Annotated in this window: 13 protein-coding genes; 1 reads left to right on the forward strand and 12 read right to left on the reverse strand. The window is 42.5% G+C overall.

Annotated features, from left to right (window positions below; genetic code table 11):
• Window positions 1–94 precede the first annotated feature (94 nt).
• Complete coding sequence (locus RH40_RS13955) at window positions 95–481, reverse strand: thiol-disulfide oxidoreductase DCC family protein (RefSeq protein ID WP_009602216.1); 387 nt, start codon at window positions 479–481, stop codon at window positions 95–97.
• A 139-nt stretch (window positions 482–620) separates the two neighbouring features.
• Between RH40_RS13955 and RH40_RS13960 the strand changes: the two genes are divergently transcribed.
• Window positions 621–977: a YibL family ribosome-associated protein gene (locus RH40_RS13960; RefSeq protein ID WP_009602217.1), complete on the forward strand. Its 357-nt coding sequence runs from the start codon at window positions 621–623 to the stop codon at window positions 975–977.
• Window positions 978–1,037: 60 nt separating this feature from the next.
• On the opposite strand, the gene RH40_RS13965 is transcribed toward RH40_RS13960, so the two are convergent.
• From RH40_RS13965 to RH40_RS14010, 11 genes are all read right to left on the reverse strand, one after another.
• On the reverse strand, window positions 1,038–3,917 hold the full coding sequence (locus RH40_RS13965) for an alkaline phosphatase family protein (RefSeq protein ID WP_009602218.1): 2,880 nt from the start codon (window positions 3,915–3,917) through the stop codon (window positions 1,038–1,040).
• A gap of 184 nt (window positions 3,918–4,101) precedes the next feature.
• A complete protein-coding gene (locus RH40_RS13970) occupies window positions 4,102–5,718 on the reverse strand; it encodes a M91 family zinc metallopeptidase (protein WP_009602219.1) in 1,617 nt (538 codons plus the stop codon).
• Window positions 5,708–6,370 (reverse strand): hypothetical protein, encoded by a 663-nt coding sequence (locus RH40_RS21100; RefSeq protein ID WP_009602220.1) that lies wholly within the window; start codon window positions 6,368–6,370, stop codon window positions 5,708–5,710. Before RH40_RS21100 ends, RH40_RS13970 begins: the two co-directional genes overlap by 11 nt.
• A 39-nt stretch (window positions 6,371–6,409) precedes the next feature.
• Entirely contained in the window at window positions 6,410–8,008 is a 1,599-nt protein-coding gene (locus RH40_RS13975) for a hypothetical protein (protein ID WP_009602221.1), read from the reverse strand.
• Between the two features lie 423 nt (window positions 8,009–8,431).
• Window positions 8,432–9,877 (reverse strand): sensor histidine kinase, encoded by a 1,446-nt coding sequence (locus RH40_RS13980; protein WP_009602222.1) that lies wholly within the window; start codon window positions 9,875–9,877, stop codon window positions 8,432–8,434.
• A 1-nt stretch (window position 9,878) separates the two neighbouring features.
• Entirely contained in the window at window positions 9,879–10,535 is a 657-nt protein-coding gene (locus RH40_RS13985; RefSeq protein WP_009602223.1) for a response regulator, read from the reverse strand.
• Between the two features lie 259 nt (window positions 10,536–10,794).
• Window positions 10,795–11,799: an HlyD family secretion protein gene (locus tag RH40_RS13990; protein ID WP_009602224.1), complete on the reverse strand. Its 1,005-nt coding sequence runs from the start codon at window positions 11,797–11,799 to the stop codon at window positions 10,795–10,797.
• Between the two features lie 84 nt (window positions 11,800–11,883).
• Complete coding sequence (locus tag RH40_RS13995; protein WP_009602226.1) at window positions 11,884–12,900, reverse strand: NADP-dependent oxidoreductase; 1,017 nt, start codon at window positions 12,898–12,900, stop codon at window positions 11,884–11,886.
• Window positions 12,901–12,940: 40 nt separating this feature from the next.
• A complete protein-coding gene (locus RH40_RS14000; protein ID WP_009602227.1) occupies window positions 12,941–13,558 on the reverse strand; it encodes a hypothetical protein in 618 nt (205 codons plus the stop codon).
• Window positions 13,555–15,141 carry a DHA2 family efflux MFS transporter permease subunit gene (locus RH40_RS14005; RefSeq protein WP_009602229.1) on the reverse strand — a complete coding sequence of 529 codons (1,587 nt, stop codon included), beginning with the start codon at window positions 15,139–15,141 and terminating at the stop codon, window positions 13,555–13,557. Before RH40_RS14005 ends, RH40_RS14000 begins: the two co-directional genes overlap by 4 nt.
• On the reverse strand, window positions 15,138–19,214 hold the full coding sequence (locus RH40_RS14010) for a non-ribosomal peptide synthetase (protein WP_009602231.1): 4,077 nt from the start codon (window positions 19,212–19,214) through the stop codon (window positions 15,138–15,140). The genes RH40_RS14005 and RH40_RS14010 overlap by 4 nt, the downstream gene beginning before the upstream one ends.
• Window positions 19,215–19,278: the final 64 nt, after the last annotated feature.

Genomic DNA, 19,278 nt, shown 5'->3' on the forward strand with positions numbered 1-19,278 from the left:
TTATTGAATAATCTAACTTAAGACTAGCTAATTTATCGGCTTTAGTAGTTTTTTATTGATGAGTTTGTCACATTTAGAAGTGCTACGAAGTGTTTCAGCGCGAACACTGCCCGTTGTCGCAGCGGCTTTTTCCGGTAAAGATTTTGGAAATCAGGTACCTGTTGTTGGCAAAGCGTAAGTAGAACCAGTCTGCTATTACTTTTACTCCTGGCCAGCGCAGCGGGGCGTAAAGCCATCCTTTACCCACAAGCTTCCAAGCTTGATGAGTTGCATCCAAACCAAGAACCAAATTTCCTTGCTGATCGATAGCGTGCAAAATACGAGAGGCTTCTTTTACGTCAATAGAGGGATAGTCGTTTATGGCGTCTGTCTGGATATCAACCAACGCGATACGCTCATCTTTGTCATGTCGACGTAATGTCTCCATTTCTTTAACACATAATGGGCAAAAGCCGTCGTAAAAGATGGTCAGTTGATACATAAGTCCCCCAAAAATAATGCTTTATTACGTTCCAAGTGAAAATTCGATCAAATAATACCGGACTTTTAGTGAGTTATTGTTGAGCAAACTTACACAAGCTCTGATACTATTACGCACTTTTTTATTTTCGAGAACGAGCATGAACCTAAACAAAGAGCAACAAAACAAGCAAAACCAATTGGATAAAACTCAAAGAAAGCTGGCTGCTGCTCGAAGCCGTAATGATCAAGACATGATAACAAGGTTTACTGAGGAAGTGGAAAAATTAACAGCGGATCTTGTTCAAATCCAAGATAAACAAAAACGCACATTAACCCAAAAAGAAAGAGAGATAAAAGCGTTACCTTTCTCGAGAGAAATCACTCGTGCTGAGCAAGCTGATATCGGTCAATTAAAAAAGTCCGTTAGAGGATTAATCATTGTTCATCCAATGACAAAGCTTGGCAAAGGCTTGGGGCTAAATGTTATGACCGGGTTCGCACGTCGGCCATTTTAATATTTCTGGATTAAAGCACTCTCTAATAACGTTTTAATCCAGAGGTCAGTTAGCCTGCTATTACTGTGGCGATATGTCGAGTTTTTCTAATAGTGACGGAAAGCCCCAACCATTGTCGCCTTGTTGGACATTTTCTCCCGTTAGATATTCGTAAATAGTCGGTGCCAGTGAACCATTCGCCTCAAAGGAGAGCGTTTTTGCACTGGTCCCTATTGGTTCGCCCCAGAAACCGATAAACGCGTCTTTCTCCAGATAAGCCTCTCCAGCATGTCGTCCGGGAACTTTAGTATTAAACCCAATACCTTCACTTGGGAATAAGTTAATGGTGCCTGCTCTATCTTCTTCGTAAAGCTTGGCTAATTGAACCACAGAATCAGGTCTTGGTGTAAAACGGGTTAATGTGCGCCATTGTGTGCTTGAGCACCAAGTTTCTGAATTGTCTCGTTTTGGCCTAAGAACACACCGGTCTATAAGTGAAGCGAAAGTGTTCAATTGCTTTTCTGTTGGCTTGGCAAGAAAAGGGTTCAAGGATTGAACATCCAGTAGGCGTAAGGACAAGTTGCTTGGTTGCGCACTACCATAAAAATATCGGCCTCGGTCGTGGATAATAATTTCATCGTGTCTTTTGCCTTCTCGTGATCCAACAATGCGAGCCTCACAGTAGTTCTGATCACACTTACTCTCCCTGACGACGAGGTAGTCCAAAGTGTCGGATAACGCATTAACGGTTTCCGATATGATATCCAGCACTTGGTTGTTTTGAGCATTTATCGGGCTCCAATTTACTAAATCTTGATATGTCGGTTGGTTACTCCACCCTGATTGTGAGTTAAAAAGATCCATCATAAAGTTCCCGCCAGCGGTTGAAGCAACGATAACATCGATATCTTTGTTACTAGGGTAATTGAGTGCATTAGTGATTTTGGGACCTTCACCTTCGTCTGATGATATTTTTTTTATTTTTAATGGGTAGCCAAGACGTGTTTCCAAAGGTTGGAAAATGGTCTTTTCTGGATTTAATGTGTAGTAAACTGGAGTGAGTCCATGGTCTCCGGCCATGCCCCACAGTGTCCTTTTGTATACGCCAGCATTTTGATAGGTGTTTTCTATTTGTCGAATCCAATAGTCGAGTCGATTAAGCTCTCCAGTAGGCATAAGAATTTCATCGCTAAATGGACCCACAAAATGGGCAAAGTGATCCGGCCAAGGGTTGTAGATAAGGGTAAAGTCAGGCATTCCTTGGATATCCAACCCAGCATAATTTGCCAAATCCTGCTTTAACTTCCACTTGCGACTGATCTTAGTAAAGAAATCCCAAATAGGCATAGACTTGTATGCTTGTATATTGTCAATGAGGTCTTGCCGCATCGTATTCAAACTACGTTCTACGTTTGCTCTGTGCTCGAGCTCTCTTAAACAGCGTTTCTCACCAAAATCTCTAAGAGTTTCACCAGCGCCGAGATTAATAAGTCCATCATAGCTGGTATGAGCATTCCAATCGTATTGGGCATTGCAGTTGAGAGTTTTTAGGTGGACAAGCCGGTCAAACATAGTTTGTACCCCGTTGTCTTGTATTAAGCGGTCTAATTGGAGGGCATCGTTGCCAAAAAAATAGTAGGCGCGATCTTGCTGACGATCGACAAAATGAAAGTTAGGTATCCGTGTCCCGTTTTGTCCTGAAACCTTGGCTCCTGTTTTGACGATTGGAAGATTACGCACGCTGATCGTAGGAGTCGATGATATCCCTGTGCGGGCGATTGACTTAACGTGGTCACGATAAATTCTTTTGAAAAATGGAAGATAATTTGGATCTTGGTAATCCCCAGTCAATAAGGTTTTGAGGAAGGTTAGTGACTGCTGATGTTCCGGGCTTGAATCTGTCACGGGAGAGAAATAATCTTTAGCATTGATATGGCGGCGATAAACTTCGCTTAGAAAGGGCTTTTTAGGGTCGATTAAACCTTCTACTAATCCTTGTTGAAGGCCATCGACGATTATTTGAACAGCAAGGCGTCGATGTTGTTGTGAGTTCAAAAAATCGATGACTTCTTGAGGATTATTGTCCAAGGTACTTTGTAACCATTGAGTCAGTTTTTCTTCTCTTTCGTCCTGGTACACAAATTGTCGATAGCCTTTGAGAACATTGAGGCGAATGAAGTCGATTAAAGTGATGGTTAAAGCTTGCGCTTTGTTGTTGGGTTTATTTCGGTTTTGAGGTTGGCCATCTTGGACAATAGCGAGGAGGGCATTCTTCATTTCACCGTTTTCCATCCCGACGGAGGCTTGCTTTATGATTTCAATGACAATTGGTTGGATCCTAGCGACAAGGCTAAGATCGTCAGCGGATTGGGTGAGATAGGTATATTGCTTGGGCAATTGTTCCATATCTTGCCATTCACCGATCTGAAATAGTGCATCGTATACCGTGACCATTGCCGCAATAAATTCAGAGTCGATTTTTAACCCTTCTGGATGAGCCTGATCTTTCGCATGCTTTTTCTCTAGCGGTTGCTGATTCTGTATTTGAAACAGTGAATGCTCAAAGCTTAAAAGCTGTTGTTTCTCATAAATCTTGGTGAGATGAGCTTTGAATTGGTCACTGTTATCAAGACCTGTATAGCGGTCATAGAACTGATACAAAAAATAACCGAGAGGGATAGAGTAGGTCGGATCAGCGAGCTGCGCCATGACTCTTAGCTTTGTATCAGAGTCGAGAGGCAGAGTGAGCAAGTAAGCCTCTAATGTCATCCCACCTATGGTAAACAGAGTGATATCTTTTGCAAATTTGGTCGAGTAAGTTAATGAGGAAGTAATTTGGTTTTTTAGAATTTCGCTGGAATTAAAAATACCACCAATAATTGGCGTTTCGCCCAGTTGAGCTTGAGCGTTAAAAGCTAGACCAGCGAGGCTTATTACAACACTATTTTTGAACCAGTTCATCTATAACTCACTCTTTCTCAGAGATAAATATGTCTAATTCTCGCATTCAACTGGGGGAGTGCAAGTACCATAGTGATGAACACTATGAGCAAAGGCTGTTTTTGTGATGGTGTTTCTAATTCAGCGAAAACATTGAGGGCTAACATCTGACTGATCTTATTGACCAGTCAGAGACATTACCAGTTTATTGAAGATTACATATGTTGAGTTTACGCCGACTTCCCGCCCCAAGCATAGTCACGTTCGGGCGTTCGTTTACCGTTCGCCACGCTGCTTGCTCTTGAGTACTCAGATCTGCTGGTTGGTAATCTAAATTTGAATACCGCGATACCATAACTTGTTTGTCAGAAGTTTGAGAGAGGTTATCAATAATGTTCGAGGTAACTTCACCGTCCGAATATGCCATAACCAAGATCTCATCATGCTCTCCCAGTGCACGGTTAAGCTCAGCTCTATTTTGTGCATTGTATTGGACATCATGATATTCATTGGGTGATTGATTTCTTTGTCCCGAGAGGGCTCGGTAAAGCATACGTTTTTTGCGTCTCTTGAGTGAATTGACTGGGGTTTCATTTTCTGTGCTGTACAGGTTAACGACTTTGATATCATTTTGAGCAGCAAACTTTAAAATTGAAGATTGGTTTCCTAGTCCTCGACGAGTCACGACTGGTGAGTTGGTTAAACTGCGAGAAAGACGTTGCTCTGTAGGGTCGACAACCACAATGGCGGGCTGTTTGCCTTCACTTAAAGACTGCCTTAGTGCTCGCTTTACCTCAACATGTGCTTGTTTTCCTTCTAGAGTGTCCCACTGGGGAGCACTAAGAATCGATGAAGCAGGTCGCACTTCAACGGTATATGGGTGATATTGGTATTGATCGGCAGGCCAATAGGTGCTTCTCTTAGGAGCTCCTAGATCATCAGCTAGATGGTATTCACTGACGACCTGTTCATTTTCTAAGTAGGCTTTTGGTTTATCTTGGCCTGATTTTTTCCAGTCAAAATGAATTTTTTCCCTTCTAGCAATAGTTTGTTGCCTGAGTTCACTTACCTTGGTGACTGCTGGGCGTCCATTTTGGGCATTATTGTAATGGGCTATGCCCGTTGTTTGGTATTCGGCGTTAGCGATAGTGTATTCGGTTACCGTTTGGCTTTCAGGGTGTCGATGGGCGAGGTGAACGTTACCTGAAGGCATCGCTCCTGATGAGAAATCTCGAGCATGGATTAATTCATGCCCCAACGCGACAGCTTGGTCAAAGGGTTGGGTTGTTCCTGGAATATTGACAACTTCGGTGGTTGAAAAAAAGACGGTGTTGGAGAGTCCTTTACCATTTAGTTGTCGTTGCAGCGCCTCTGATGCTTGTCTGGGTTCGAGAAAGTCAGATGCTCTGGTTTCGAAGAGTCGTCCTTGGCTTTCTGGCTCTCTTATTACGGTTGCGACCGTTGTTTTCGAGCTGTCCACTCCTACGGTGTGTTCGATAAGAGGGGCAACGCTATCATCTGGGGCATTAATAGGAGTGTAAGTGCCTATTTGCCGGAGAATTTCTCTGCCTGAACCGGATATTTCCAGTTTGCGAATGAGAAGTTTTATATCGGCTAAATAGGCGTCATTTTTTGTCTGAACATACAGGTTTTTTGATACTCGGTAAAGGTGCCCATAACGGTGCGAGTTATAACCAGAGATAACTTTAACCCCGTCGGGTTCTTCATAAAAGCTGCCCATATAAGCTTTTCCACCTGCAAGACAAGCACCCGTGTAGCAGACTGTTATAACTATATATATAAAAAGCGTCCTACGAAGCATATATTGTTTCCCCTAGTGTAATTTGAAGATCGATCCATTGTTCAAGTTCAGTTAACAGAAATTCATTGATGAAAGGCATTAGGGGAAACTTATCTTCTCGCACCACAGCGCCTAGTTGATTGATAGCCAGAGACAAATTACCTTGTTGTAGTGTGGCCTTTATTGTCTGTAAATCAGCCCACAAAGTGTCGGTAAGAGCATCGGATGCTTGTGAATCAATGATTGCAGTGTGAATGTCTAACATATAACTCTCGTGTAAAGGGGACAGTCGAGTTGCGAATAATTGATCGGTTGTACTGGATAGCGTACCCGTGTTCACCTCTGACTGCTGGTGCTGGGCAATTTGGGCGTAGAGCGTTAGGTCTCCGAGTATATGGTGGAGCTCATTGGCGTTTTCGGCTTTGTTAGCCAACTGAAGAATTTTTTCAACCGCATTTTTTATTGCACTTTGTGGTGTTGGGCCGGGAATGGCGAGAATACCATCGAAAATATCAGCCATAACTGGGGAAAAAAAACGTAAGTGTTGAGCTGAGTAAACACTTGGATAGGGTATGGTGTAGTTAACATCTTTGATAAACGCGGCGGTAATTGTTTGTTCGAAGATAGGTTGAATAAGCTCTTTAAAAATTGAGTTTTGAGTAACATTGCTCAATGCTCCTCCATGTGGCCTTTGAGTCAAAATATATTCATATCAGCGACTTATTTGATACCAGTTTTTTTGCTGCTCTGGGTCACTGCTATCTAATCCTTTTGATTCTAGGTACTGACTATATTGTGTTTGGAAAGGTGGCACGTTAACTCTGGTTAACAGGTCGAGCAGTGATTGGTAAACTTTGTTCGCTTTTTGGCCTGAAACATAGGTATTTGCTAACACCGTGAGTTGTTTTTTTAGCTGCCCCGGTTGCCAGCCTTCTTTGACTCTGGCGGCGACGTAGGGTCCAATGTCAATCTGGGATTTAAAATGAATCAGTTCGGCAAGTTCGGAATCTTTGGAAATATGGTAGGTATCGTAGAGGGCGCCACTATCTTTACAGGCATCGATAGAGTCTTGGATCCCACCAGGATAAACGGCAGGGACTCCCCAACATGTGCGTGCAGGCCTTACCTGAAAGGTTGCTGTTTTCAACTGCTCTTCGGACAGATAATCAAGGTTCCAATTCGCTTTTGCGTACTCTCTTAAGCCACTTTTACGCGCCTGAAATAGTAAAGAACCTCGATTTATAGCACTACTGTTGTGTAAGTTACGAACATAATGCTCTGCTCTTGCAATGACGTCATTGATCATGTTGATACGATGCTGCTCAAGTCGAAATAGGGCAATTTTTACTAGGTTATGTTTTGCTTTAAATATTTTGACGCTCAATTGGTGATTGACAGGGTCGCCCAGATTTTCCACCAGATGATCAATTCGAGTAGGTCCTAATTCTTTGACGCAAGTCATTAAGCTATCGGATGCCGTCTGAGAGTCATGACAAAGAGGCTGATGAAGACTAGCATCGATTGAGATATGACCTACTGTTTTGAACAGTTCGAGATCCATTCTTGCCATTTTTTTAGCAAGTTGTCGATCGTAAGCCGCAGCAACACGCCTAAACTCAGTATCTGCCACAAGGAGAAGTTGATCGATATACATGGATGTAATGAGATCTAAGTACTTGTCGTATTTTTTAATTAAGAAAATGGCATCTTCTTTTTTATGATGCAGCCGAACGAACTCCTGACTAAAGTTTGAGAAAGCATAATGCTCTTGCTGTTCAAACTCCGCGATTTTTTGCTTGGCGGCAAAATACTTTATATCACTTGAAATGGCGTTTAGCTCGTCCCCTACTAATGGCAAGATAGAGAAAACAGAGGCGGCTTTGTCGAGGTTGGTTGCTGATTCACTATTAAAAGTGCTGAGCATATTCTCTGTCCAGAGGCCGACTGCAACAGCATCTCCAACTGGACCAAGAACTTCGAGTGTTGATGATGCTGCGCTGCTCAACTTATTGAATAATGCGCTTCCACTGGCTGAACTTTCTATATTGGATGGGACATTATGTAAAATTTGTTCTGTTGCGGGCCAAGCGGACTTGAAACTGGCGCTATGGTTGGAGTGTTCTAATTCCCCAAGAATCGAGCCAAATTGCGGCTCATGGTAAATTTGATTGTCTAAGAGGGAGAGGTTTCTTTTGGTGTTGATGGTATTTGCGGTTTGAGTATCTTGGAAGTTGTCGACGAGACAGAGAGCGGAAGATAGTGGGCTGATTAATAGGGTAAGCAGGCCAAGCTTAAATTTATAGTGATTCATAGAGGTGTTTGTATATCCATAGTTTTTCCTTAACCGGATTGGTCTTGAGGTTATTAAGGTGGCGAGACTACAGACTCAAATTAAAAACTTCAAATAAAAGAATGAGTTATGATAAAAGAAGATAATTTAATTACATCTATGAAAATTCATAGACGGAAATAGATTTTTTTAACAGATTAATAGATATACCCAAATTACCTCAAAATGTAGTACTAAGAGTGATGCCACAGTGTTGAGTTCAAGGAAAATAACTCAACGTAATCGTCAGCTCTTACCAAGTTGTTTGACAATGAAATTGGCGTTGTGGCACGCCCCAAAAGGGCGAGTTGTACTGCCTGTCAAGCAAGACATTCTCGCTGAACCTAGCCTCTTGAGGTTACTTGGGTATATAACAGCCTGAGGTATTTGCACTTTTCTAGTGATTTAGGGGATATTATTTTCTTTAAGAGGTAGTGTGATATTGAAAGCGATACCAGGGTTTTGCGAAGTTACTTCGATCCTCCCGTTATGTAAGGCAATAACACGCTCACAGATAGCCATGCCAAGACCTGTTCCTTGAGATTGGTTGGTCGAGGTCTTTACTCGAAAAAATCGCTCAAAGATACGATCAACATCAGCTTGGCTCATACCGAGTCCATTATCTTCGATAATGATACAAACATTGTGCTCAATTTGATGTACTGAAGCAGCAATGTGTGTGCCTTTGCCTGAGTAGCGAATGGCATTGTCAATGAGATTACGGAAAAGACAGCTGAGTAGTACTTCGTTTCCCTGCAGGAATAAAGAATCGACGTCGATTTTCAATTCAATATTTTGATTTTGCTTGAGTGCAAGAGGGACGATATCTGCAATCACATTTCTAATCGTGTCAACCACATCAACATGTTCATCGAGTGCAATTGTATGGCCGCTTTCAATTTTTGCTAGCGTAAGAAGCTGCTCTATCGTGCGCTCCGAACGGGTGATACTTTTCTCGATACACGATAAGTCAGCATTTTTTTGTTCTATGGTTATGGCATTTAATGCATTTTGAACATTAAGTTTAATCACGGTTAGGGGGGTGCGTAGTTCATGTGCTGCGTCTTGATGAAAACGTTTCTCTCGCTGCCATGCGCTAGAAAGTTGACTAAATAGGTAATTGAGTCTATTCACAAGGCTATGAATTTCCTCTGGAATATCCGGAATATCTAAAGGTGATAAATTATCGACACAACGAGTTGAAAGCTCCCGCTCAAGGCGGTTAATTGGCGTGAATAGGTGATAAGTGAACAGGACCAATAAAAAGCACAAAATAGGCGTTGTTATCAAAAGCGGAAGAATAGCAGGTATAGCAATCTCATTCTCGACCTCACTCCTGACTTTCTTGTCTTCCCCTAACCACAGCCAAAGGTCAGACTTTCCATTTGGTTGGGCGAGAAACATGGTAATGCCTCGCCACCAATTGTCGTGTCTATTGTCTTGGATGTCATTTAACCCTGGCTCTTTCATTATGCTCATGTCTAGAGGGGGGGAGTTTGGGGATTTAGCAATGATTTTCCCATCATTATCAAATAACAAATAAGCGAAGTTATCCTCGAGTAATCGACTTTTAGACCAATTCTCAAGTTCTTTCTGAGTTGAGGTCCTGCTGTTTAAATTACTGACCAAGGATTGTGGGTCGGAGTCTTTGTCTGCGCCGATAACAGAAGGATCAGTAAAAAGTAGTACTTTAAAGAAGCTCTCACTGAGATCTTCTAGACGTGCATCATCAATATCATTGACTGCTTGACGGGTATCGAAATATACCCAAGTCGTTGAAGCAGTAATAACTGCCAGGCAGAGCAGGACACTAGCCAGTGCAACCCGTTGTTTTACTGAAATAAGTTTCATTTTAGTGCTGGATAATGTATCCGACTCCTCGAATATTCTCAATGGTACCTTTAGGCATTTTCTTTCTTAGGTTGTGAATATGAACCTCAATCGAATTTAACCCTGCACTCTCATCCCATCCATGCATATTTTGTAGGATTTGCGTTTTACTTAAGACTCGGCCGGCATTTGTTATTAGGTACTGAAGAATTTTAAATTCGTTGGGGGTGAGATTTATCTCTTCTTCTGCAATCGACACCTTGTGGGAATGAATTGACATCGAGACATCCCTTACGGTAATGATATCATCAGCAGAGCCTGCTGAGCGGCGAATGAGTGCTCCCATCCTTGCGAGGAGTTCTTCTAGTTGGAATGGCTTAACTAAATAATCATCCGCACCGTGATTGAGGCCATAAACGCGGTCATTCAGCTCATCTCTCGCACTGAGAATGAGAACGGGGGTTTTGTCACCTCGATCTCTCATCTTTTTGAGCACTTGAAGCCCACTGATCCCTGGTAAAGAAATATCGAGAATGACCAGTGGGAAAGAATCAGTTTGTAAAGCATGCAAGGCACTTTCACCTGTGGTTACCCAGTCAGCTGTATAATGGTGCCTAGCTAAAGAGGCTGTCATTGTTTCACCCAGCATAGTATCGTCTTCAACTAATAGTACTCGCATATCATTCATCCCATGTTGGTTGTGATCGAACGCTATTTCTCTCTGATAGTAACAATTAACCACGTAAATAATTTCAAAATAATCGAGTTCTGGCGTCGATTGGTCGTACCAATTTATAACAAGGCTTAATTTTACAAATTTGTTAATTAAATCAATGATTATATTAAACTTATATGATTTATGATGTATAGAGCTTTTGTGGTTTTTTTGTTTGCAATCTTGGTAGGTTCACACCGCATTGAAAAGGGGAATTTCACCCCTATTCTCTGGTATCCACAGTGACGACAGCGGATAGGCCATTGTCGATATTTACCGGTTCAGTAAACGTTATCTTAACTGGTACTCTTTGCACCACTTTAGTAAAGTTACCAGTTGCGTTCTCTGGTGGAAGTAAAGCAAACGTTGCCCCTGTTGCAGGTGACATACTGTCAATTTTCGCTTTAAATACTTTATTGGGATAGGCATCAATTTTGACTTCTACTGCTTGCCCTTTGTGCATACGAGCTTTTTGTGTTTCTTTGAAGTTAGCCCGAATCCAAGGGGGATTGTTGGAGACTATGCTTACGATGGCCTGTCCCGGCTGAACCATCATCCCTGTTTGCATACTTCGATTGGTGACTGTGCCATCAATGGGGGCGATGATCTGGGTGTAACTCAGCTCCAGTTGTATTTGTGATAGGTTTGCTTTTGCTTGCTTAAGCATCGCTTCTGCCTGCTTAATTTGGCTATCGAGAACAGAGAGCTTGTCTTGTTGTGTTTTGAGGCTTGCTTTTGCTTCAACGTACTGTGCTTCATCTACTTTATAGGCCGCGGCACTGTTATCTCTATCTCCTTTGGAAACATAATTCTGCTTCTCTAACGCCTGAAATCGGTGATATTGGCTCAGAGAATAATCATACTGGGCTTTTGCTGAGCTAACTTTACTTGTGTATTCTTGGATAGTACTTTGCTGCATTTTATAAGCGGCATTTGCGTTCGACTCCTCTGCTTGATTTTGAGCCAATGTTGCTTCAGCGAGCTTTTCTTTGATCAGCAACTCTCGATCATCAAGTACTGCCAGCACGTCTCCCTTTTTAACCTTTTGGTTATCGCGCACATTGACTTTAATCACTTCAGCATTTATGCGAGAGCTGACACTGGTGATATCGGTTTGAACATAAGCATTATCCGTTGATTGAAAGAAGCGCCCATAATAATGCCAATAGGCGCCTCCCAGTATCGCGACGATGAGGCATGGAATTAATATCTTTATTATTTTCTTCATAGTGACACCACCCAATTAAAAATTTTTGTGTTACTCGGGTTTGTTAACCTTTCGTCTCGAACTTAATGCAACTGTAAACGATAATTAGACTCTAACCAGTTGTTTACCAATGTGTTTACTTTCAAGTAGGTCAATGAAGGCTTGAGGCGCTTGCTCTAAACCTTGGGTAATTGTTTCACGATAGTGGAGTTGGCCTGATTCTACGGCCTTTATTAGCCACTCAATCGAGTCGATGTATTCGTTGAACCATTCTGTGACCAAGAAAAACCGACTTTCAGGTGCATTGGGTAAGGACGAGTAGAATTGGCTCAGTGTGTTACCATCGACATCTTGTCCTTCGTCATATAATGCGGCACTGCCACAAATAGGGACTCGTGCACCTTGGTTTAAGTAACGAGCAACAATGGCGGAAACTCGCCCGCCCACATTTTCGAAATAGACATCAACACCATCTGGACACTCTTGAGCGAGTGCTTTAGCAAGACCTTTACAGTTATAATTGAGGCAAGAGTCAAAGCCCAGCGTTTCAACTGCGTAGCGACATTTTTCTTCGGTTCCAGCGATACCGATAACTTTACAGCCTGCAATTTTTCCCAGTTGGCCAGCGACTGAGCCAACGGCACCCGTTGCCGCTGAGACCACCATAGTTTCGCCTGGCTTGGGTTTGGCAATTTTATTTATCCCGAAATAGGCGGCTCGTCCCGGGGTTCCAGCAACACCAAGAAACACGCTTTCGGGAAGCGTGGTATCAGGGAGCACATAAACCATAAAATCATGTTCATTGAGAACACAATACTTTTGCCAACCAGTAAACGCGAAGACAAGCTGACCTACTTGATATTTCGGGCTCTTACTTTGTATGACTCTGCCTACCGTTTCTCCCTGAATTAAGTGTTCAAGCTTTATTGGCTCAACGTAAGTGATATTTGGGTTGAGCCTAGGACGAGTGTAAGGGTCGATAGATAGCCAGATATTTTCCACTAAAAATTCCCCAGGCTTTAATGAAGCTACAGGTTGGTTTACGAGTCGAAAATCTTCAACACATGCCTTTCCTTGTGGGTGCCGATTGAGAACGATAGATGAGTTATTTATGGATTTCATAGCAGACCTCAATATTGATAATGATTGGAGAGTTTAGGGTTTAAGCTTGCCGTTTAGCTGACCACCTAAAGCGTGGCCAATAGATACTAAATGCAATCATGACAAGAGTGAGTGGCCAGGCACCGAGAAAGACGTAGCCATTGATATTCGCTGGTGATGCCTCACTCAAGTGGATTAATAGCAGTGCTTTTAAGGCATAGGTGATAATCCAAACTAGAGAAATTTCTTGCCACACTGCACGATAGGTGGAGGTTCCATATACCGAAAGCTCAGTTAAACGTGGCATCGCATTTTCAGCTTGAGTACGAATAACAGGACGCCCCAGTAATGAGTAAATACCAAAAACAATGATGACAGAGAGAGAGCCCCCTATGGAGAGTAAGACCCCCTCTTGCTCAATACCAAACAGATGATAACCTCGTAGATAGAGGTAATGGATGCTCCCTGAAACCAGTATTAAGGCGATGATGGCAAGAGAACCCGTTTTTTTGCAGATCAGCTCAAGTCCTGCTGAGTAGCATGCAGTGATAATAAGTGCAGCACCTGCCCCCAACCACCAAAATGCCAGGTTGTACAAAATGAGCGGGACTATGATAGTCAATCTGGCTTGCCTAGAGAGAAGGTAGGTCCATATATTAAACGGCTTTTCTTTACTCATAATGAACCTCTTTGTCGGGCTGTTAGCTTAAAATCTCGATTAGAAAACAGAACTAAGATAGCGGTGGTGAGCATCATTACACCCAAAACCATGAATAAGTCGTTAAACGCGATAATTTGAGATTGGACCGCCATTCTTTGCCCCAAAATTCCTAAAGCTTGTTGTTGGACTTGCGTAGGATCACTGGCTTGACCGTGACGGATTAATATTTCTTTGACCTGCTGAAGGTAGTGAGAGAGTTGCGGGCTGCCTTGAGAGAGACTTTCCTTGATCATATCCAGATGAAAATAGATACGTGTCATAAAATAAGTCGATAAAGTGGCGGTCCCCATCGAGCCACCAATACTTCGAAATACATTGATTAGGACTGCAGAAGAAGTCGCATCCTCTGCACGCAGGTTTTGTGTAGCCAGCACAGATAGCGGAACCATGATAAAGGGTTGCCCTATGGCTCGAACGATCATTGAAGCGATCATTTGTGGCCCCGAAAAGTCGTTACTCATGTGGCAGTCCATAAAGGCGCTAATGGCCAAGCCGATAAAGCCTATGAAAATCAGATACTTTGGATTATATCGACGTAATAACATCGGAATGATGGGAAGAATAAATAATTGAGGTAAGCCCATCCAAATAACAACATGACCAATCTCACTTGCACTGTAATCGTGGATCATGGTGAGGTAATAAGGTACTAGAAACAAAGTTCCATAAATGGCTGAGCCAAACATGGCAAAAATAATCAGGGAATGACAGTATTGCCTTTGTGTTAATAAATGGATGTTGATCAGCGGGTGAGGGGCTATGATCTGATCGTAGACAAAGACGATCAAACTTATCAGTGATATGGCTGACAAAATACAAATCATTTGAGAGTCAAACCAGTTTTCTTGACCTCCTTTCTCTAGCACAACCTCTAAGCAACCCAAGAAGAGTACGACAGATAAAACACCTAAGAAATCACCATGACGGATCACTTGCCAGTTAATCTTGGGACTTATCATCGAGCGAGAAATTAATGTGATAGCAATGATTGAAGGAAGTGCATTGATATAAAAAATCGCATGCCATGATAAGTGCTCGGTTAGCCACCCACCAAGAGCGGGACCAATGGCGGGAGCAAATGTGGCAATGATACTAAATAGCGACATTCCCATCGGCCGCTTTTTCTCCGGCAGTACCTCAATAATGAGGCGAAAAGACAGAGGGATAAGTGCTCCACCACAAAATCCTTGTAAAGCTCTAAACACTATCATTGAGTTTAAGCTCCATGCGTGAGCACAAAGTAGAGAGGTGGCGAGAAACCCGCCGATACACCATAGTGCATACCGGCCTGTACCAAAAGCTTTGGCAAGCCAGCCACAAAGAGGGATTGCCACTATTTCTGCCGTAAAGTAAGCGGTCATTAGCCAAGATGCATCATTGAGAGAGGCTGATAGAGCACCTTGGATAACTTTCATTGAAGAATTGGTGATTTGGATATCTAAGATAGCCATAAAACCACCCATCAGGCCGCCCAAAATAGCGCACCAATCTCTTCTTGTAACCTCTCGTTCTTTAGGTTTTGTAGTGGCAAGTGTATTCAAGCGATAACCTCCTTCAGTTGTTTGGCTAAGCCAGAAACAAAAGGCGGTGTCATCATTGATATATGATCTCCTTGAGTCGTAAAGAGCGAGACTGGTTTCTGAGTGTATTGTTGCCAACCTAGTCCAGCTTGAGCCTGTTTTATCCGGCCTTGCAGTATGTCTTGAGCCTCAACAACAACGACTTCTCCTCGATAAATACGACCTTGATATTGGTCAGTGGCATGCAGGTGGGCTTGTAAAATGGCAAGGAAGTACTGGAAATCCTGGGCCGTTATGTTGTCGGGTATTAGATGACTTTTTTGAAATGCACTCAGAAATAATGCACTTCTTTCCATAGGAGTCATGTTAATTAATTGGTCATTTGTTATGTTGAACGGAGTCCCTGCATATTGCTCCACCTTACTGGCAAAATAGGTAAGACGCTCTGATTCACTCATATCAGCACTATGGTCAATGGTGATGCTCGGAGCTGGCTGGTCGAGGACAAGAACTGTAGGTTGGTTGCCATACTGTTGATCGATTTGGTAAGCCATTTCAAAAGCAAGAGTTGCTCCGAGTGACCATCCACCTAATGTCAGAGATGATTCGGCTGCAAGTGGTCCCATTTGCTCAATGTAGTGGGCTGCTAAGTCCTCAACTTGATAGTTATATTTTGCAACCTGACCAAAATCGGTTACTTGAATTCCATAGACGGATTGTGATGGGTTTAGGCTATCAATGAGTGGTTGGTAGCATGCTACGTTACCACCTGCTGGATGCACTAGTACTGTCATTGCTGCCGAGTGACCTTCTCTCTTTTTAAGTGTGATTAAGGTTTTGTTGGCACTTTCTGAATTGGTGAACTGTTGATCAATCAATTGCGAGAGTTGAATGATGTTACCACTTTCCAGGATTTGCCCCAGGGTTATAGAGGTGGAAAATTTGGAATTAATATCAATAACGAGGGATAAACCACTGATTGAATTCCCGCCCTGATCAAGAAAGCTACCTTCTAGTGACACCTGATCTTTCTTTAGTGCCTTTTTAAACAGTAACTCAAGCTCTCTTTGTGTTGCGTTCTGTGGCTGAGCGTGACTTAACGAAACATGAGTTGGCGTGGGAATTTTTAGCGCTTGATAGTTAATCTTTCCACTGGCGGTTAGCGGTATTTGCTCAATCATGACCCATACGTCAGGAATCATATAGTGAGGCAATTGTTGAGATAGTATCGCTTCTATTGAGTGTTGATCTAACAAATTATCTTGGGTACTAATAAAAGCGACCAGTTGCTGTGTATGCTGGTTGCCTTTAACAATGACAGCAGACTGAGCAACGCCATCGATTTGATTCAGTGTTTGCTCAATCGTTGCCAGTTCGACTCGATAGCCTCGTATTTTGCACTGTCTGTCCAGACGGCCTAAATACTCAATATTACCATCGTCTCTGATCCGCCCCTTGTCACCGGTTCTGTAGAGTATTGCGCCGTCAACAAATGGGTGAGGAACGAAATGTCGCTGGTTTTTGTTGCTGTTGTTTAGGTAACCTAAACACAACTGTTGGCCTGAAATACAAATTTCCCCCGGTAAACCTCTAGGCTGTAATTGTTGATGACTATCGAGTATTAAGAGTTGATTTCCCTTAAGTGCTTTGCCGATAGGTGCAATATGTGAGTCTAGATGCGTTACATCAAGTGGGAGTTCGTAGGTTGATACTCCCACGGTAGATTCGGTTGGACCGTAATGGTTTATGATGCGTAAGTCTGGATTTAGGTCACGAATTCTCTCAACTAATGAGATTTGTAGGGGTTCTCCTCCAAGTACTAGCACTTTATTTGGTATTAAATATTGAACTTCTTTTGAATGAAGCAATGCATTTAAGTGGGTCGGGGTGATTTTTAATGCATCAAGCGAAGCATTTTTGCATGCGTTGAATAGGCTATTGGGATCCTCTATCTGCTCATCAGTGAATATAATAATTTCGCCGCCAGTCATTAGTGCGGGAAAGATCATAGTGTGAGCAAGATCAGTACTAAATGATGAGATCACGCCATAACGAGATCCGGCTTTTAGTTTGAGTACAGGCTTAATCGCATCGCAGTAGGCGACTAAATTACGGTGAAGGATACGAACGCCCTTTGGAGTCCCCGTACTTCCTGAAGTGTATATGATATACGCAGGTCGTTCGCCATCAACTTGGGGTAATGGATGTTGTTTTTTTGCGGTATCGAACGTATTTATTTTCAGAATATCTGTCCACTGTTGAGAAGAATTATTCGCCAAGAGCTGGAACTTATTTGGCGACTCACCCAACAGTAAAACATGCTTAACTTTAGTATCGTTTAAGATAAACTCGACATATGCACTTGGTGACTTAATGTCGATAGGCAGATAACAACCGCCTGCTTTCAGAATACCGAGCATTGTCGCCAATGTGTGTTCACTTTTCTTCATTAAGACAGCGACTGGCTCAGCAAGGTTTAAACCCTGATCCAGAAGATATTGAGCGATCAGTGTGGCCTTTTTATCAAGTTCTTGATAGGTGAGTTTTCTCTTTTGGCATTGAACAGCAGTCTGGTGAGGAAAATCCTGAGCGACTTTTTCAAACCATTGGTGAAATGGTTTGGCTTGTTGGTGAGTAAAAACATCGCTCGCTTTAAGAAGTTGATTCCTTTGTTCAGGCTTTATTAGAGATACATCTTTGAGCTTACTCTCTGATTGTTCGATCAAGGTGGTTAATGTTATGTGCAGATCATCAATAATTCTTTGTGCTGTTTGAGGTTTAAACAACTGGCTGTCGAAATTTAGGGTAAAAAGTAACTCATCGCCATCTTCTTCTACCCAAAGGTTAAGGTCGAGTTTTGCTACGCCATAGTCCACTTTAAGCGGTGAATAACTGAATAGCTGGTTGGTTCGTGAGTGTGGATAGACTTGGTAAGTGAGCGCAACTTGATAGAGCGGATTGATGCTGGGGTCTCTGTCGTAGTCAATATTTTCTAAGATACGATTGAGTGCGATATTTTGATGCTGTGCTGCTTGTTCGGCTTCAGATTTTGTCTTTGCCAGAATCATTTGTAGACTCTGGTTACTATCCAACTGAAATCTCAATGGTAGCGTATTCATGAACAAACCCATCATGGTTTGTGTTTTGGTATCATTACGATTGGCAGAGGGAATTCCGATAATAATGTCGTTTTGACCACTGTATTTATGGAGCAGAATTTGATAAGCCGTGAGGATCACATGAAACGGAGTCGTACCATGTTTGGCGGCAAACTCTATCAGTTTGTGATTATCTTTTGCTGTGAGGGCATTGTGAACGTAACTGCCTTGAAAACTGGGGTAGGCTGGACGAGGAAAGTCTGTTGTCAGATCCAGCTTGCCTTCTGTGCCTTTGAGTTTGGTTGTCCAAAACTCAATACTTTCATTGTAGTAACCTTCATCGAGCTTTTGGTTTTCTTCCAGGGCATAGTCTTTAAATTGAGCTGCAGACGTGGTGGGCTGTCCAAAATATAAGCTCATAAATTCTTTAAAGCACAAACTGACTGTCCAACCGTCGGAGATAATGTGATGAAAAGTGAGCATGATGATGTACTCATTGGCATGCGTTTTGGACATTCTCCAACTAAAAAGAGGACCATGCTCTAAACTAAACTCTTGCAAGCCTTCTTGGCGGGCTGTGGTAAGAACCCACTGCTGTTTTTCTTGTTCAGGTAATTGGCTGATATCGTCGAATTTAAAATTGAACAGTACCTTGTCACCGATACACTGTTGGGGTTGACCATCAACCAATTGAATGGTGGTGCGGAAAATATCGTGCTGTTGTGTCATTTTACGCAGAGTGTATTCTACTTTGTCTGCGTCAAACTCATGTTCGATGTAGCATGTGATAGCGAGTGGGTTGTTGTAAGCTTTGTTGCCGGGTAGTAATTTTTCTAATGCCCAGATACTTTTTTGTCCGTCGGTTAGAGGAAACTGTCGACGCTCGGGGTCTGATTGAGCAACTAACTTTTCCTGATTGCGTTTTTTTTCCTTGGCGAGCCTTTTTAGTTCTTCGAGTCCCATTGATTTTAATATGGCATTGGTTTTTATCGTCATGGTTATCTTCTCTCATTTGGTCTGTACATATGGGAAGGGGCTAATCACCAATATTAGGTCAGCC

Origin of the sequence: Vibrio caribbeanicus ATCC BAA-2122, assembly GCF_000165125.1 — a bacterium.
GTDB lineage: Bacteria > Pseudomonadota > Gammaproteobacteria > Enterobacterales > Vibrionaceae > Vibrio > Vibrio caribbeanicus.

Excerpts from the sequence above, each read along its gene's own strand:
- RH40_RS13965 (WP_009602218.1), bottom strand. The coding sequence starts at position 3,917 with ATGAACTGGTTCAAAAATAGTGTTGTAATAAGCCTCGCTGGTCTAGCT.
- RH40_RS13955 (WP_009602216.1), bottom strand. The coding sequence starts at position 481 with ATGTATCAACTGACCATCTTTTACGACGGCTTTTGCCCATTATGTGTT.
- RH40_RS13995 (WP_009602226.1), bottom strand. The coding sequence starts at position 12,900 with ATGAAATCCATAAATAACTCATCTATCGTTCTCAATCGGCACCCACAA.
- RH40_RS13970 (WP_009602219.1), bottom strand. The coding sequence starts at position 5,718 with ATGCTTCGTAGGACGCTTTTTATATATATAGTTATAACAGTCTGCTAC.
- RH40_RS13980 (WP_009602222.1), bottom strand. The coding sequence starts at position 9,877 with ATGAAACTTATTTCAGTAAAACAACGGGTTGCACTGGCTAGTGTCCTG.
- RH40_RS13985 (WP_009602223.1), bottom strand. The coding sequence starts at position 10,535 with ATGCGAGTACTATTAGTTGAAGACGATACTATGCTGGGTGAAACAATG.
- RH40_RS14010 (WP_009602231.1), bottom strand. The coding sequence starts at position 19,214 with ATGACGATAAAAACCAATGCCATATTAAAATCAATGGGACTCGAAGAA.
- RH40_RS13990 (WP_009602224.1), bottom strand. The coding sequence starts at position 11,799 with ATGAAGAAAATAATAAAGATATTAATTCCATGCCTCATCGTCGCGATA.
- RH40_RS13960 (WP_009602217.1), top strand. The coding sequence starts at position 621 with ATGAACCTAAACAAAGAGCAACAAAACAAGCAAAACCAATTGGATAAA.
- RH40_RS14000 (WP_009602227.1), bottom strand. The coding sequence starts at position 13,558 with ATGAGTAAAGAAAAGCCGTTTAATATATGGACCTACCTTCTCTCTAGG.
- RH40_RS13975 (WP_009602221.1), bottom strand. The coding sequence starts at position 8,008 with ATGAATCACTATAAATTTAAGCTTGGCCTGCTTACCCTATTAATCAGC.